Source organism: Hahella sp. NS-SX17 (assembly GCF_057367735.1).
Window position 1 is genome coordinate 5,954,396 of record NZ_CM170632.1, and the last position, 14,224, is coordinate 5,968,619.

Below are 14,224 nucleotides of genomic sequence, written 5' to 3' on the forward strand. Positions count from 1 at the left end.
CATATCACATGTTACCAAAAGTCTGTATTGTTATTACAACAAAGAATAGGCTAGAGCTATTTAAGAGAGCCCTAAGCTCGGCCACTAATCAAACCTATCCATCTATAGAAATTATAGTAGTTGATGACGGCTCTAGTGACGGAACCCCTGACTACCTTAAACTACTTGAAGGAAAAGGGAAGCTAGTCGCACTAATAAACCAGAGTTCTCTTGGGGCTTGCAAAGCGAGGAATCAAGCCACTAAACTTTCAAAATCCAAGTTCATTACTTATCTGGACGATGATGACTTCTTCACAGAAAATAGAGTTGAGAAGCTAGCGGCCAAGTATAGTGAAAATTATAGTTTTGTATGTGACAGCCACGGAACTTATTCCAATGGAAAGACAACACTCTACTCGTCCTCCTCTAAACTCATAACCCTTCATGATATAAAAATACAAAACTATTCTGGCATACAAGTTTTCACTGAGAGAGAAAAAGTTATAAAAATAGGCGGCTTTGATGAATCTTTAGATGCATGGCAAGATTATGACTTAAAGTTACGCTTAATCGAGTCTTTTGGACCAGGCTTTAGGTTAGAGGGCAGCTCTTATATTGTTGATCAAGAAAGTGAGCTCACACGCATATCTACATCAAGCAAAGCTTATCAAGGCTATTTGCAATTTATAAAGAAGCATCATAACTCTCTATCGCCTTACGAAGAAAACTGCCAATCAATAAATGATTTATATAACAGAAAAGTGAAAATTGGATTTATTGAAGCATTAAAGCACACCAAGTCCATTAGCAACTTGAAAAGACTTACAAGCCTGTATTTCCTATCCCGTTACCCAACCATCCATAACAAGATAGTAAGCACATTAGCAAAAGGTCATGAAGGTTAGTATAAATATTGACATTGTGATACCCGTGTTCAACGGAGAGGCGCATATTCTAGAATGCCTTAAGACAATAGGTAGCCAGAAGTTCTATCACGATTCTTATAGGATCAATATTATTGCTGTAGATGATAGCTCCACAGATAGATCTTATGAGTACCTTAAGTCATATATTGGAAATATTCCTCTCAACATCATTCAACACTCAAAGAATAAAGGCCGAAGCTCAGCCATTAACACAGGCGTGCAAGCAGGAAGTGGATCATTCATAGTCGTCCTGGACTGTGACTGCCAATGGAATACCCCACACGCCTTGAATGACTTAATTAACCCATTGCTTCAATATGGAAAAATCGCTTGCTTCGGCCTAACTACATCTTCTTGCAAGGAATCTGGCTTTTGGGCAAGATACTTAAAGGATATATATAACGAAAGGAGATCAGGTAAAGTAAAGAACCAGACCACAGCCAATTTCTCCATAACAAGGACGGCCTTAGTTAAAGTTGGATACTTTTCTAGTCGTTACCACTCATATGGCTTTGAAGATAGAGACCTAATTTCCAGGCTGATAGACGAATATGGCGACCAAAGCATGGTAGTTGCTCCAGATTGTATCGCAACACACACAATCGACGGCTTTACTGTAAAGGGTATGGGCGAAAAATTTTACGTGGCGGGGAAAGAGTCAAGTGTGATCTTTTTTAACCAACACCCCGAAGCCTACAGAGAGACCGTTTACGCCAAATTTGATGCGGAGTTTATATCTGACCTCTCCCGGGCAATACTAAAACTATTTGCGCCCTTCTCCTCCGTCCTGATATTCTTTCTGGATATCATAATCTTAAACTCATTATTTCCATACTTTATAAAAAAGCATTTCGTCAAGATAGCACTGGCAATTAGTTACTTCAAGGGAACACTAGATAGAAAATCGAGTATATTTAAAGAACATGACTAAAGTTTTAGTGCTTACCTCGACATTCCCTAGATTCGAGCGTGACTCAGTGCCTCGATTTATCTTTGACCTTACTAAGGAATTAAAAAAGAGCGGAATTCGTTCAACTGTATTGGCGCCACATCATACCGGGGCGAGACTGCAAGAATGTATGAATGGAGTAGAGATAGTCCGCTATAGGTATGCCCCACAAAAACTGGAAAGACTAGCTTATGGCGCCGGCATTCTACCTAATATCAAGGCAAACCCACATCTTTCATTTTTAATCCCTTTCTTTGTATTAGCTCAAGTATTCAATATCATTAAGCTAGCTCACACTAAGAAATTCAGTATCATCCATGCACACTGGCTAATTCCTCAAGGAGTTAGCTTATGGGCTTGTTCTTGGGCGTTACCTAAGAATACAAAACTCATTTTGACTATCCACGGCACCGACCAAAGAGTTAGCAGCTCCCGCTTTTTGTCCAGCTTCAAAAGAATAGTTCTACGAAAGTTTGATATAATTACAACAGTGAGCAATCCGATAACAGAAGAGATTCAGCAGTTATTAAATCGAGCTAATAATGTAATAACAGCGCCGATGGGGATAGATGATTTCTTTCTACACACGCCTCCCCATAAACAAAATTCTGTAATTTCCATCATATGTGTAGGTAGGCTGGTAGAAGAAAAGAATCCACTTCTTGTACTTAAAGCTTTTTCACTAATAGCAGAGAAAGATAAGGTTCGTCTTCACTTTGCAGGATTAGGGCCAGAGATGGAAAAGCTGATAAGCGAAATAGAAAGATTAAAACTAAATAATTACGTTACCATACACGGTCACCTCAGCCACTCAGAGCTCTGTAGACTCCTCCAAAATACCCATATTATTGTCCAGGCTTCTAATCATGAGGGATTAGGGCTGGCAGTATTGGAAGGTATGGCTTGCGGCAATGTTCCTATCCTCGCCGACTATCCGGCAGCAACAGATTTGGTTGAGAGTGGTGAAAATGGATTTATATTTTCAAGAGGCTCAGACTCTGAGCTAAGAGAACATATAGAGGCTTTGCTACAAACTCCTTCGCTAAGATCAGATATGTCCCGTCGCGCAAGAGAAAAAGCTGCATCATTCTCTTGGAAAAATACAGCAAAGCTATACAAAAAAATTTACTCAGAATTATTACCTCTCTCAGATTCGCCTACCGAGTATTGAAGCCCAGAAATTTGTTCAGAAACTAACCCGATCAAAAATACGATGACACTAGTTACTAAGAGCAAAGCACTCATATTAGTAAATTGATGGAAGTTATAGTATGTATAACTGTAGTAACCAAGCCCTGTAAAAAAGAAAAAGAGGCTAATAGGAACAAAAAACTTTAACGGTGAGTACAGCGTACCAATCTTAAAAATAATTAGAAGAAAGCGAAACCCGTCGTGAAGCGGCCTTATATGACTTCTCCCTTCCCTCTGCCCAACATTCACTTTCTGGTATCCTACTGAGTACCCCATTCGGAAGAAGGCCATTGTTATGGTTGAAGGGTAAGAAAACCCATTAGGCAGCAAATGGAGGAACTGCTTAAACTTATCGGCCCGAACAGCTCTGAAGCCAGAAGTTAAGTCTTCAACTCTTTGATCAACCATAAGAGAGGCCAGCTTGTTATAGAGCGTGTTCGCAAGATAGCGGCCCAAGCTTGCTTGAGAGTCACGGGACCTTGCCGCAACTACCATGTCATAACCCTCGTCAAGCTTGTTCAGAAGTACTTTAATATCAGCTGGAGAATGTTGCCCATCCGCATCCATAAATACAAGAGTGTCGCCGGCAGCCGCCCTTGCTCCCGCCTTAATAGCCGCACCATTGCCTTTGCTATACTTATGGGTGACCACGCTTATCCCGAGCTCGATACAATAGCTTGTTGTACCATCTGATGAACCATCGTCTACAACTATAACTTCAACACCAGGATGAGAGGCTAATAGTTCAGGGAGCAGCGATTTTAGGTTAGCCAGCTCATTCTTAGCAGGTATTACTACACTTATCATAATAAAGCCTTATCTTTGTCTCTCATTTTTTTCAATAGCTGATGCAAATAGGCAATATCTTTAGAGTTACTATTGCAGCTCAACACCAAGCCAGAGCAGTACCTTTCAATATCCTCAATTAACTTCTCAGCGCTCTCCACTTCCCTTAGAAAAAGATACTTCTCCGCCAAGCTTAATGCAATATCTAATCGCCAGTGGATAGAAATTGCTTTCTCTAAATTATTTGCCGCCTCAGACATATCATTTACATACTGGCTCAATCGAGACTTATAAACATAAATTGATCTATACCTCCGCTTGTAGCTAGGGTTAGTCAAGAAAGCATCCGCAATTAAGTTAAGATCTTCTACCGCGATATTATCACAATGGCCTTGCTCCTTTAGATCCAGCAAAGCATTCAGTAGCACAATAGTTTGGTTATAGAATTTAGCTTTATGAGCCTTACTCAAAAACTCTTCCATATCTGGTGCAGGTAAACTACTATCAACACAAACTAGCTCATACCACAGCAATTCTTTTGTTGGGTCATCGGGAAAATCCTGGTGGGTTCCCTTATAAAAGTTAGCCCCTTCTTTGTAAAGTCCGAACCGAAAAAGCGTTGACCCGAGGTGGGAATAGGCTCTCTGGGACAATGGTGCTTGCTGGTACCATCTCAGGGCTTGCTGCACAGGCTTGGACCACAGCAAAGCCTCGTTTTTTGCAATTAAAATTATTAAGGAAAAGTAAGCAATCACAGACGCAGCGGCAATGGCTTTTACTTTATCACTAACAGCCTTATTTTTGATGAGACATACAATTGCATATGAAATAAGAAGCGACAAGCTAAATGTGGGGACGTAATTTCTATGCTCAAAATACAGCTCTAGCGAGAGAACTGTTGACTCCATAGAGTGAGCGCCAAGGAAAAAGAAAACGGCAAACGACAAGTAAGGTGCTTTGCGCCTAGCAAACCAAGCACCAGCAATTACTCCCACCCATGCTATACAGCAGAAAAGTGTACTAATTGGGCTCAATAGCCCTTTAGAGATTGCTACCTCTTCATTAATAACACCGAACTGAAAAGAGCTTGGAAAAATAAACTTCAGCACATACTCTACAAGAATACGACTTTCTGTCAGTACACGCTCATATACATCGAAGTCACGCCCAGAGAAGCCTCTTACAAAATATTTATCTGCATTAAGCAAAATATGAAGTGTAAAGATGGCAAGGCCAGCATAAATAACGAGAAGCGCCCATGTCTGATAGACTTTACTTTTTGGCGCCTTATGATAAACAGTCAGGTCTAACACGAGGACTAAAAGAATTGTCAAGAAGCCATTCTCTTTGCTCAAAGTCGCCAAAACAGTAAGCCCCCCAACACCAAGAAACAGAGCTCCTGCTTGCTTAACTCCTCCTTGAGCTTCTCTGAAGTATGTCCAAAGGATTAGAGCCGAGAATGTGAAAAACGCTGATAACTCGGCCATTCTTTGCGTAACGTAGAGCACCGTTGACACTTGAATAGGGGCAAATGACCAGAGAACATAGCACCCAATAGCAACTACATTGGCGGTATTAGGCAGAAGCTTTATCAGCATCAATCTTCGTGCAAGCCAAAATACCAACAGCCCATTAAGCGCATGAAGCACAATGTTGAACAATTTAAAAGGAAGCAACCCTTGTTCTAGCGAGCCACGCTGAAGATAGATAGACAAGTAGGAAACTGGGCGTTTTAAGTCTCCAACATCACCAGAGGTATAGTGAAGAAAGCCATCCAGCCATGACATTCCTTCCGAGCCAGCTAATCTCTGCAGCACATGCTGATCGTCTAATATAGGGATACCACCTTCCGCCCCTATATAAAACAACAGAAGCAGCCCAACACTCAGAGCCATGAGAATAAAGAAACACAGCCTATTATTTATCATTCAGTATCAACTATTCACAATCAGGTAGGAGGATAAAGCCAGTATAAAAGTAAAAAAATTACTGGCCAAAAGCAGAATAGCAGTTAATACCGCTATTTACAGGATGCTGGTAAGTAATGCTCACTTACAGACGTATGAGCGCTAGATACAGGCGACAATACGCCACAATTCCAACTATGGCCATTATCCTCAGTGACTATAGCGAACGTTTTTCCGCTAACATTCGGACTTACACCTGAGGTTTGCATGGTAGCCATTATTACAATGCGATCTATGGCAGGGCTGAATACTGTAACAGAGGACACATACTTTCCAACTGAGCTACCCACCACCTCAGACGTCGAAGGTGGGCGACCATTACTCTGGACAAACTCTACAACTTTAACTTTTAACCCCTCTGTCAAAGTAATTGCTTCAGAAACTTGTCCTTTAGCCACATAGTCGGTATAGCCCGGAATAGCAACCGCAGCAATAACTCCAATAATAGCCACGACAACAATAAGCTCAATCAGGGTAAACCCTTTTTCACGATTAGCCAATGCAGTCCCTCCAACTAAAAAGCCTCCCTACGGGAGGCTTATAGCAAAAGCTGCTTACCGGTTACTTACAGGAGCTTGGCAGATACTGGTTATTAACAGTTGTATTAGCTGAAGCGCCAGTGAACGCTGTCGCACCATCATTTTCAACCGCTACAGAACCGCAAGTCCAGTGCTGACCACCGTCATAGGTAGCTGTCGCAAAGGTAGCTGTCGCAATATTTGCATTTACACCATTAGTTTTCATTGTCGCTACTACCGCCCACTGGTTAGTTGAGATGTCAACCACAGTCATGCTTGCGACGTACTTACCAGAAGTAACTGCGCCAACTTCATTCAGCCCTGGTCTCACAGCAGTATTTTGAAACGCCTCAGCCATAGACCCTTTTACCGCAGAGGTCAGGCTAACAGCTTCACTAACCTGGGAGCGAGCAATGTAATCCTGGTAGGCGGGAATAGCTACTGCAGCCAAAATACCAATGATCGCAACCACGATCATCAACTCAATCAGGGTAAAACCTTTTTGTATGCTTTTCATCAACTCTTCTCCTCAATCGTCTTTCGACTATTTAACTTGTTAGAGGGGCCACTGCCGACACCTTGCGAAAACTAAAAGCAGCCAGCGTGCCAACTTTCTCTCCAGCCACGCTATTTCTTGTATTTCAAGCAGATAGCCTAGCGCTACGACAACATGTCCCCACCTTTACATCTCAGCAGTGAAACAAGTGCTGACCATTATCGCCAGTTGGTGACAAATTTTGTCACCCCGCACAAAACCTACAATGCAACTTTCCAACTCAACCAATTAAATCTAAACTTTTGAAAGGATGTTTATTTTTTTAGTCGACCCCTTAGTATGAATACTCAAATGACCACTCCCCTTACAGGGTTAGCACGCCGTTTTGTTCAAGACGGAATTATCGAAGAAAGCACTGCGCGCGATGCACAGAATAATGCAGGCAAAGCAAAACTCCCTTTTGTAAGCTATCTGGTGCAACAGGGATTGGCTAAAGCGACTCAACTGGCTTACGCAGCATCAGCGGAGTTTGGCGTACCTCTGATCGATCTAAATTCTGTCGCCCTAGATCAAGTACCTGAAAAAATTGTAGATGAGAAGCTAATAAGAAAGCACCACGCCTTGCCCTTATTTAAAAGAGGTAACAGGCTGTTTTTGGCATTAGCCGACCCTACAAACCTTCAGGCGCTTGATGAAATAAAATTCCACACAGGACTAAGCACTGATGCAGTCCTTGTCGAAGATGACAAACTTTCTTCGGCTATTGAAAAATATCTTGAAGCCCAAGAGCAGCCTCTGGGCAATATTGACGGCGGCGATTTAGAAGATGTTGACATAGAAACTGGCGACGATAGTGACAAAGAGGATGACGCAGGAACGGAGCAAGATGACGCGCCCATTGTCAAATACATCAATAAGATGCTGTTGGATGCAATCAAGGGTGGCGCTTCAGATGTACACTTCGAACCTTACGAAAAAACTTATCGAGTCAGATTTAGGACAGATGGCATATTGCATGAGGTATCAAAGCCGTCTATAAAACTCGCAGCCAAACTGTCGGCGCGCTTAAAAGTAATGTCGCAACTGGACATTTCTGAGAGAAGAGTTCCCCAGGATGGCCGCATCAAGATGAAGCTGTCCAAAACCAAAGCCATTGACTTTCGCGTGAATACTCTCCCCACGCTCTGGGGAGAAAAAATCGTTTTACGAATATTAGACCCAAGTAGCGCAAAACTGGGCATAGACGCCCTTGGGTATGAAGAAGATCAGAAGAAAATGTATCTGGACGCTCTTGCTCAGCCACAAGGCATGATCCTGGTTACCGGGCCTACTGGAAGTGGTAAGACTGTCTCGCTTTATACAGGCCTAAATATTCTGAACACAACAGAAAGAAACATATCTACTGCAGAAGACCCAGTGGAAATCAACTTGGAGGGCATTAACCAAGTTAACGTGAACACCAAGGTCGGTTTAGACTTCTCTTCGGCTTTGCGAGCGTTTCTTCGCCAAGACCCAGACGTTGTTATGGTGGGTGAGATACGGGATTTAGATACTGCGTCTATCGCGATCAAAGCGGCTCAAACAGGACACTTAGTGCTATCAACGCTTCATACGAATAGCGCCGCAGAAACCTTGACGCGCCTACGCAATATGGGTGTGCCTGCCTTCAATATTGCAACCTCGGTAAGCCTAATCATTGCACAGCGTCTTGCGAGAAGGCTCTGCGCGGAGTGTAAAGAAGTGATCACCGTCCCCAAAGAAGTTTTAAAGGAGGAGGGATTCACAGATGCACAAATTGAAACGGGCTTTAAATTGTACAGCCCTAAAGGTTGTGATAAATGCAAAGGTGGGTATAAAGGCCGTGTAGGCATATACGAAGTAGTGAGAGTCACTCCCCCTATGCAAGAGCTCATTATGAATGAAGCAAGTTCACTGGAGCTTGCTAAGCAATCTCAAAAAGAAGGTTTTCGCAATCTCAGACAGTCGGCGCTGAGGAAAGTTATTGAAGGCGTAACCAGCCTAGAAGACGCAAACCGGGTAACGAAGGATTAAAATATGGCCCAAGCAGCACAAAAACATTCAACCTTTGTCTGGGAAGGCACTGACCGAAAGGGAAACAAGACCAAGGGAGAAACGAGCGGGTCAAATGTTGCCCTTGTGAAAGCACAGCTGAGAAAACAAGGAATCAATCCCACTAGGGTCAAAAAGAAAGCAGAAAGTATTTTAGGAAAAAGAACCAAGAAGATAACCCCGTTTGACATTGCCGTATTCACTCGTCAAATGGCGACGATGATGAAAGCCGGAGTTCCTTTAGTACAATCGTTCGATATCGTCGCAGATGGGCTGGAGCACGCCTCTCTAAAAGAGCTGGTTTTAGATATTAAAAACGAGGTTGCAGCAGGGAATAGCTTTGCTGGAGCCCTGAAAAAGCATCCTAAGTACTTTGACGACCTGTTTTGTAACCTAATCGATTCCGGCGAGAAATCGGGGGCTCTCGAAACAATGCTGGCTCGAGTCGCAACGTATCTCGAAAAAACAGAGATTCTGAAGAAAAAAGTCAAGAAAGCAATGACATATCCTATTGCAGTACTTGTTGTCGCAGTAATTGTAACAGGTATATTGCTGGTTAAAGTCGTGCCTCAGTTTCAAGACCTGTTTCAAGGTTTCGGCGCGGACTTACCCGCCTTTACTCAAATGATTATTAATATTTCAGAATACCTACAGGCATCTTGGTACATCATTCTCGGCATCATTATTGCGTTGTTATTTGGTTTCAGTGAAGCTAGACGAAGATCACCAGCATTTTCCGATGCAGTCGACAAATATATATTAAAGTTTCCCATCATGGGCGACATCTTGCATAAGTCAGCGGTCGCTCGCTTCGCCAGGGTTCTATCAACGACTTTTGCCGCTGGCGTGCCGCTTGTTGACGCCTTGGAATCAGTAGCCGGAGCCACTGGAAACGCGGTGTTCAGAAAAGCTGTAATTAAGATACGCGACGACGTATCCTCGGGAACACAATTGCAATACAGCATGAAAACTACAGGCGTATTCCCTGTTATGGCAATACAGCTAACTTCAATCGGCGAAGAGTCAGGCGCTCTTGATGACATGTTAGAGAAAGTCGCCGATCACTATGAGGCTGAAGTAGACGATGCTGTAGACAACCTTACTGCTCTTATGGAACCAATGATTATGGCGGTTTTAGGTGTTTTAGTTGGCGGTCTAATTATAGGTATGTACCTCCCCATTTTCCAATTGGGCTCCGTGGTCTAATCAAACACATATACCTTAAAGACCTCGCTCCTGCGAGGTCTTTTTTTAATAGTGCTCATATAACCGATGTTAGATATATTTAATCAGTTTAATCATAACCCCGTACTGCTTTATGTTACGGTCATTGTTTTCGGCCTGATTGTCGGCAGTTTCTTGAACGTGGTTATTCTGCGTCTGCCCAAAATCATGGAACAGGAGTGGCAGTTCGAATGTTCAGAAATTCTCGGCTGCGATCCTCCTGCAAAAAACGCCCCCAAAATTACGCTGTCCACTCCCGCGTCCACCTGCCCTAAATGCGGCCATAAAATTCGAGCCTGGGAGAACATTCCTGTCCTAAGCTACATAGTTTTAGGGGGCAAATGCTCGTCCTGCAAAACAGGTATTTCTATCCGTTATCCTCTGGTAGAAATCGCTACAGCTCTGCTTGCCGTAATTGTGATTTATTACTTCAAGTTGAGCTGGGCTGGATTAGCGGCAATAGGATTGAGCTGGACTCTTCTCACCCTTTCTTTGATCGATTTCGACACTAAGTACCTCTACGACAATTTGACATTACCCCTCTTGTGGGCGGGACTATTAATTAATGTTCAAGGTACTTTCGCCCCTCTCTCTGAAGCAGTGATTGGCGCTGCGGCAGGGTATCTCGCACTCTGGTCTGTTTACCACTTATTCCGCCTTTTGACCGGCAAGGAAGGCATGGGCATTGGCGATTTCAAGCTGCTCGCCGCTCTGGGCGCCTGGTTGGGCTGGAAAATGCTGCCCCTTATTATTCTTTTTTCCTCACTGGTTGGAGCTGTTATTGGGATAGCAATGATCATTATCCTGGGTAGAGATAAAAATATTCCTATCCCCTTCGGTCCCTTTCTCGCGATCGCTGGCTGGATCGCTATGATCTGGGGGAATGACATCGTATCCGCCTATTTGGGGATGTATCCTGCGCTTTAGTCGCAGTATCTTTCAGTGTATGAAGCACTCAAACCAACAAAAGTCATTAATCATCGGACTTACTGGCGGTATCGCCAGCGGTAAGTCCGCTGCAATGGACAAATTTATCAGCCTGGGCGCGCCCTGCATCGACGCTGACCAGGTTGCGCGTGATGTGGTGGCCCCCGGAGAATCCGCGCTGCAGCAGATTGCGGACCATTTTGGTTCAACACTGATTACAGCGGAAGGCGCCTTGGATCGCATCGCCTTGCGCAAGTTAGTGTTTCATGACCCCGCACAAAAGGAATGGCTTGAAGGCCTGCTGCACCCTTTGATCAATCAGCGTATTCGCAATTGGTTAACCGCGTGCAAGGAGCCTTACTGTATTCTCGCATCCCCCTTGCTACTGGAAACTCAGCAACGCGAACTGGTAGACCGTGTATTGGTCATTGATGTTCCTGAGCCCGTACAAATCGCAAGAGCGATGAAGAGAGATCAAAATAGTGAAGATCTGGTCCGCCGGATTATTGCGACTCAGAGCAGCAGAGAGTATAAACGCCAATATGCGGATGATATCATCCTGAACGATAAGGACTTGGCCCACCTGAATCAGGAGGTCGTCAAGTTGCATGAATCATATTTAGAACTGGCGCAGCATGATCGATAAAACTACTACCTCTTCAGCCACTCGCACATCCCTGAAAGTGGACTGCCCGACATGTGGAAAGAAAGTTCCATGGACTCAGGATAATGAGTTTCGTCCATTTTGCAGCAAGCGTTGCCAGATGATTGACTTGGGCGCCTGGGCGTCCGAAGAATACCGAATTCCAGAGGCCGAGGAGAAAGACAAGTGGTCTGAAGCCGAAGACGAGCGGCCAAAGGATTCCCATTGACGACCACTCTCCATAGACATTTCCAATCATTTATCAGGATGCATTAGCCGGTGACGTTCGCGTGCAAATCCCTTTGTGCGGCTCTTGCCGCCTCCTCTCTTCAATTCATGTCAGCCTCACTTTCTTATGCAGAAGAAGTAAAGGAAGCGATTGAAAGTCAACGTCCAACTCCTTTAGAGGAGGAGGTTCAGCCATTAGAACCAGAAGAAGCCGCAGCACAGGATGAGACGATTAGCGAGCGCTCCTTTAGCTGGATTGTCGATCAGCGCAACGCCTGGTCAAACCGGATTGGCTCTATGGGACGCAATATAGATGGCTTTTTTGGCGGAAAAGAGGCCGAACTGAGCGCCAACGGCAGCTTCATGAAGGTAGGCCTGTTTGGCGTTTGGCGAAAGGAAGAAGGCATTGATCCAGAACCTCGCTTTAAATTCCGCCTGGATCTCCCTTACACCCAGGACCGATTCAAACTGGTGATAGAAAACGATCCGGATGAAACCAAAACATTGGCGGAAAAGAACCGGAACCGGGTATTAAAGGAGGACGAAACCACCAATACCACCAGTACCGGTTTTTTTCGTTTAGTCGCCGCACTGAAAGAGTGGAAGTTCAAAGGCGACCTGGGGGTGAAGTTGGAAATCCCACTGGACCCCTTCGCCAGAGCAAAAGCAGAAAAAGAGTGGGCGCTCTCTGACACTTGGGCCTTCCGGGTAGACGAGTCGATTTATTATTACCACTCCGAAGGCTGGGGCCATACCAGCGCCTTCTACTTTGAGAACGACATTTCAGACCGTTGGTTCTTCCGTTCCAAGTCGGAAGCTCAATGGGTAGACAATCGAGACGGCTGGGAATTTGCGCAAGTCTTTTCTCTTTCTCAAAAGATTGATGAAAAACGAGCGATGAATCATCAGTTGGGATGGCTGGGAGAGAGCCGCCCCAGCCCGCGCACCAGCGCTTATTTCATAAACACCACTTATCGTCAGCGGCTTTACAGTGACTGGTTGTTCCTTGAGAGTACGCCGGAGCTGCTGTTTCCCAGAGACGATAACTTCAAACCCAACCCTTCGCTCACGCTAGGGATTGAGATAATCTTTTCCGAGTAAGTGGCTTTGATGGCAGATCTAACCTATCGCCCAATCGGCCATATCCGTTCCTGCTTCCCTGAAAAGTTCGGGGCGCCGCGTCAACCTGGGCTTATCAAACATGCCGTTACGGAAATCGTGCTTGCGTCGGAGTTTTCGTCTGCAGAGGCAGTGTCTGGCCTGACCGCTTTCAGCCACGTTTGGGTTTTGTTCCACTTCCACAAAACCGCTGATTCAGGCTGGAAGCCCAAAGTGCGCCCCCCGCGATTGGGCGGCAACAAGTCTGTTGGCGTATTCGCCTCTCGCTCCCCTTTTCGCCCCAATCCTCTCGGGCTTTCCGCCGTACGCCTACTATCCGTTCAGGAGCGGGACGGCCTGCAAGTCATCAGTGTGGAAGGAGGCGACTTTGTTGATGGCGCGCCGGTGCTGGATATTAAGCCTTACATTCCGTACGTCGACGCGATAGCAAACGCTGGTGGCGGTTACGCCGTTGAAAGACCTGGGCCCAGCCTGGAAGTACGTTTTACGGAGGAGGCTAAGCGCAGCATACGCGGGTATGAATCAAGGTATCCTGATCTTCAAGCGCTCATTATTGAAACCATCGGCCTGGACCCACGGCCAAGCTATAAAAAAAGCCAAGCGGACACAAAAGTTTATGGCCTGGCTTTATACGACCTGAATGTTTCCTGGCGTGTTTATGACAATTACGCGCTTATTAGCGCTGTCGCGCCTCTAGAGGTTAATGAGTAGTTACTTCCGGGCCAGAGCCAAACTCAGGGAAGTCTGGCGCATATTTTTCAATCCATTCCCTCGCTGCTTCCTCTCCTGACATACGACGTCCTTCTGTCGCAAGCACCTCCCTTTTGTAGTGCTCAATATGGCACACCTGCTCAACCATGCGGGCAGCGAAAGCGTCTCTTTCGCTCATGAAACGCAGCCCTATTTCAAAACCGTTATCCACCGCCTTGCACCAGATAACCTGGGCTGGCGTTCTGAAGGTTGGACGTACAAAAGCAATCACCACGATCACTTTTTCCCCTACCTCATAAGGCGTTGGCGACATACAGCAAACACCGCCGCAGCTTATATTTTGCATACAGTGCGAAGAAGCGGCGGGACAGCAACTGACGCCTACGGTAGCGGGACTTTTATGAATTAAAGCGTCATCTTGAAGCCGGGGCTGAGAAAGCCCAGTTTCTTTGGAAGGATGTTTCTTTTCGAGCAGAATAGGGATATCTGT

Annotated in this window: 15 protein-coding genes; 10 read left to right on the forward strand and 5 right to left on the reverse strand. The window is 45.0% G+C overall.

Going from position 1 to position 14,224, the window contains the following annotated elements:
- Positions 1 to 8 precede the first annotated feature (8 nt).
- Genes AC2IBB_RS26550 through AC2IBB_RS26560 form a run of 3 tightly spaced genes read left to right on the forward strand, consistent with a single transcriptional unit; the run spans position 9 to position 3,025 of the window.
- Positions 9 to 884: a glycosyltransferase family 2 protein gene (locus tag AC2IBB_RS26550; RefSeq protein ID WP_486329715.1), complete on the forward strand. Its 876-nt coding sequence runs from the start codon at positions 9 to 11 to the stop codon at positions 882 to 884.
- A complete protein-coding gene (locus tag AC2IBB_RS26555) occupies positions 874 to 1,836 on the forward strand; it encodes a glycosyltransferase family 2 protein (RefSeq protein ID WP_486329716.1) in 963 nt (320 codons plus the stop codon). Before AC2IBB_RS26550 ends, AC2IBB_RS26555 begins: the two co-directional genes overlap by 11 nt.
- Positions 1,829 to 3,025, forward strand: a complete 1,197-nt coding sequence (locus tag AC2IBB_RS26560) for a glycosyltransferase family 4 protein (RefSeq protein ID WP_486329717.1) — start codon at positions 1,829 to 1,831, stop codon at positions 3,023 to 3,025. Before AC2IBB_RS26555 ends, AC2IBB_RS26560 begins: the two co-directional genes overlap by 8 nt.
- On the opposite strand, the gene AC2IBB_RS26565 is transcribed toward AC2IBB_RS26560, so the two are convergent.
- The 4 genes from AC2IBB_RS26565 to AC2IBB_RS26580 all read right to left on the reverse strand — a co-directional run bounded on the left by AC2IBB_RS26565 (position 2,980) and on the right by AC2IBB_RS26580 (position 6,833).
- Entirely contained in the window at positions 2,980 to 3,852 is an 873-nt protein-coding gene (locus AC2IBB_RS26565) for a glycosyltransferase family 2 protein (RefSeq protein ID WP_486329718.1), read from the reverse strand. The two genes, AC2IBB_RS26560 and AC2IBB_RS26565, sit on opposite strands and share 46 nt — an antisense overlap.
- A complete protein-coding gene (locus AC2IBB_RS26570) occupies positions 3,849 to 5,726 on the reverse strand; it encodes a hypothetical protein (protein WP_486329719.1) in 1,878 nt (625 codons plus the stop codon). The genes AC2IBB_RS26565 and AC2IBB_RS26570 overlap by 4 nt, the downstream gene beginning before the upstream one ends.
- A 125-nt stretch (positions 5,727 to 5,851) precedes the next feature.
- Complete coding sequence (locus AC2IBB_RS26575; RefSeq protein WP_486329720.1) at positions 5,852 to 6,298, reverse strand: pilin; 447 nt, start codon at positions 6,296 to 6,298, stop codon at positions 5,852 to 5,854.
- A 61-nt stretch (positions 6,299 to 6,359) separates the two neighbouring features.
- The gene (locus AC2IBB_RS26580) at positions 6,360 to 6,833 is read right to left on the reverse strand and encodes a pilin (protein ID WP_486329721.1); all 474 of its coding nucleotides are present in this window, start codon (positions 6,831 to 6,833) and stop codon (positions 6,360 to 6,362) included.
- 318 nt (positions 6,834 to 7,151) lie between these two features.
- On the opposite strand from AC2IBB_RS26580, the gene pilB reads away from it, so the two are divergent.
- From pilB to tsaA, 7 genes are all read left to right on the forward strand, one after another.
- Complete coding sequence (gene pilB, locus AC2IBB_RS26585; protein WP_486329722.1) at positions 7,152 to 8,864, forward strand: type IV-A pilus assembly ATPase PilB; 1,713 nt, start codon at positions 7,152 to 7,154, stop codon at positions 8,862 to 8,864.
- Between the two features lie 3 nt (positions 8,865 to 8,867).
- On the forward strand, positions 8,868 to 10,088 hold the full coding sequence (locus AC2IBB_RS26590; RefSeq protein ID WP_486329723.1) for a type II secretion system F family protein: 1,221 nt from the start codon (positions 8,868 to 8,870) through the stop codon (positions 10,086 to 10,088).
- Positions 10,089 to 10,154: 66 nt separating this feature from the next.
- Complete coding sequence (locus tag AC2IBB_RS26595) at positions 10,155 to 11,033, forward strand: prepilin peptidase (protein ID WP_486329724.1); 879 nt, start codon at positions 10,155 to 10,157, stop codon at positions 11,031 to 11,033.
- A 19-nt stretch (positions 11,034 to 11,052) separates the two neighbouring features.
- On the forward strand, positions 11,053 to 11,679 hold the full coding sequence (gene coaE, locus AC2IBB_RS26600; protein ID WP_486329725.1) for a dephospho-CoA kinase: 627 nt from the start codon (positions 11,053 to 11,055) through the stop codon (positions 11,677 to 11,679).
- Positions 11,669 to 11,905, forward strand: coding sequence for a DNA gyrase inhibitor YacG (yacG, locus tag AC2IBB_RS26605; protein WP_486329726.1), 237 nt, complete (start codon positions 11,669 to 11,671; stop codon positions 11,903 to 11,905). The genes coaE and yacG overlap by 11 nt, the downstream gene beginning before the upstream one ends.
- A gap of 107 nt (positions 11,906 to 12,012) precedes the next feature.
- Entirely contained in the window at positions 12,013 to 13,005 is a 993-nt protein-coding gene (locus AC2IBB_RS26610) for a hypothetical protein (RefSeq protein ID WP_486329727.1), read from the forward strand.
- Positions 13,006 to 13,014: 9 nt separating this feature from the next.
- Positions 13,015 to 13,734 (forward strand): tRNA (N6-threonylcarbamoyladenosine(37)-N6)-methyltransferase TrmO, encoded by a 720-nt coding sequence (gene tsaA, locus AC2IBB_RS26615; RefSeq protein WP_486329728.1) that lies wholly within the window; start codon positions 13,015 to 13,017, stop codon positions 13,732 to 13,734.
- Here tsaA and AC2IBB_RS26620 read toward each other — a convergent pair.
- The gene (locus AC2IBB_RS26620) at positions 13,724 to 14,047 is read right to left on the reverse strand and encodes a PilZ domain-containing protein (RefSeq protein WP_486329729.1); all 324 of its coding nucleotides are present in this window, start codon (positions 14,045 to 14,047) and stop codon (positions 13,724 to 13,726) included. The two genes, tsaA and AC2IBB_RS26620, sit on opposite strands and share 11 nt — an antisense overlap.
- Positions 14,048 to 14,224 lie beyond the last annotated feature (177 nt).

What these genes read in the sequence shown, in the direction of transcription:
- AC2IBB_RS26550 (WP_486329715.1), top strand. Translation starts at nt 9, where the DNA reads ATGTTACCAAAAGTCTGTATTGTTATTACAACAAAGAATAGGCTAGAG.
- AC2IBB_RS26555 (WP_486329716.1), top strand. Translation starts at nt 874, where the DNA reads ATGAAGGTTAGTATAAATATTGACATTGTGATACCCGTGTTCAACGGA.
- AC2IBB_RS26560 (WP_486329717.1), top strand. Translation starts at nt 1,829, where the DNA reads ATGACTAAAGTTTTAGTGCTTACCTCGACATTCCCTAGATTCGAGCGT.
- AC2IBB_RS26565 (WP_486329718.1), bottom strand. Translation starts at nt 3,852, where the DNA reads ATGATAAGTGTAGTAATACCTGCTAAGAATGAGCTGGCTAACCTAAAA.
- AC2IBB_RS26570 (WP_486329719.1), bottom strand. Translation starts at nt 5,726, where the DNA reads ATGGCTCTGAGTGTTGGGCTGCTTCTGTTGTTTTATATAGGGGCGGAA.
- AC2IBB_RS26580 (WP_486329721.1), bottom strand. Translation starts at nt 6,833, where the DNA reads ATGAAAAGCATACAAAAAGGTTTTACCCTGATTGAGTTGATGATCGTG.
- pilB (WP_486329722.1), top strand. Translation starts at nt 7,152, where the DNA reads ATGAATACTCAAATGACCACTCCCCTTACAGGGTTAGCACGCCGTTTT.
- AC2IBB_RS26590 (WP_486329723.1), top strand. Translation starts at nt 8,868, where the DNA reads ATGGCCCAAGCAGCACAAAAACATTCAACCTTTGTCTGGGAAGGCACT.
- AC2IBB_RS26595 (WP_486329724.1), top strand. Translation starts at nt 10,155, where the DNA reads ATGTTAGATATATTTAATCAGTTTAATCATAACCCCGTACTGCTTTAT.
- coaE (WP_486329725.1), top strand. Translation starts at nt 11,053, where the DNA reads ATGAAGCACTCAAACCAACAAAAGTCATTAATCATCGGACTTACTGGC.
- yacG (WP_486329726.1), top strand. Translation starts at nt 11,669, where the DNA reads ATGATCGATAAAACTACTACCTCTTCAGCCACTCGCACATCCCTGAAA.
- AC2IBB_RS26610 (WP_486329727.1), top strand. Translation starts at nt 12,013, where the DNA reads ATGTCAGCCTCACTTTCTTATGCAGAAGAAGTAAAGGAAGCGATTGAA.
- tsaA (WP_486329728.1), top strand. Translation starts at nt 13,015, where the DNA reads ATGGCAGATCTAACCTATCGCCCAATCGGCCATATCCGTTCCTGCTTC.
- AC2IBB_RS26620 (WP_486329729.1), bottom strand. Translation starts at nt 14,047, where the DNA reads ATGTCGCCAACGCCTTATGAGGTAGGGGAAAAAGTGATCGTGGTGATT.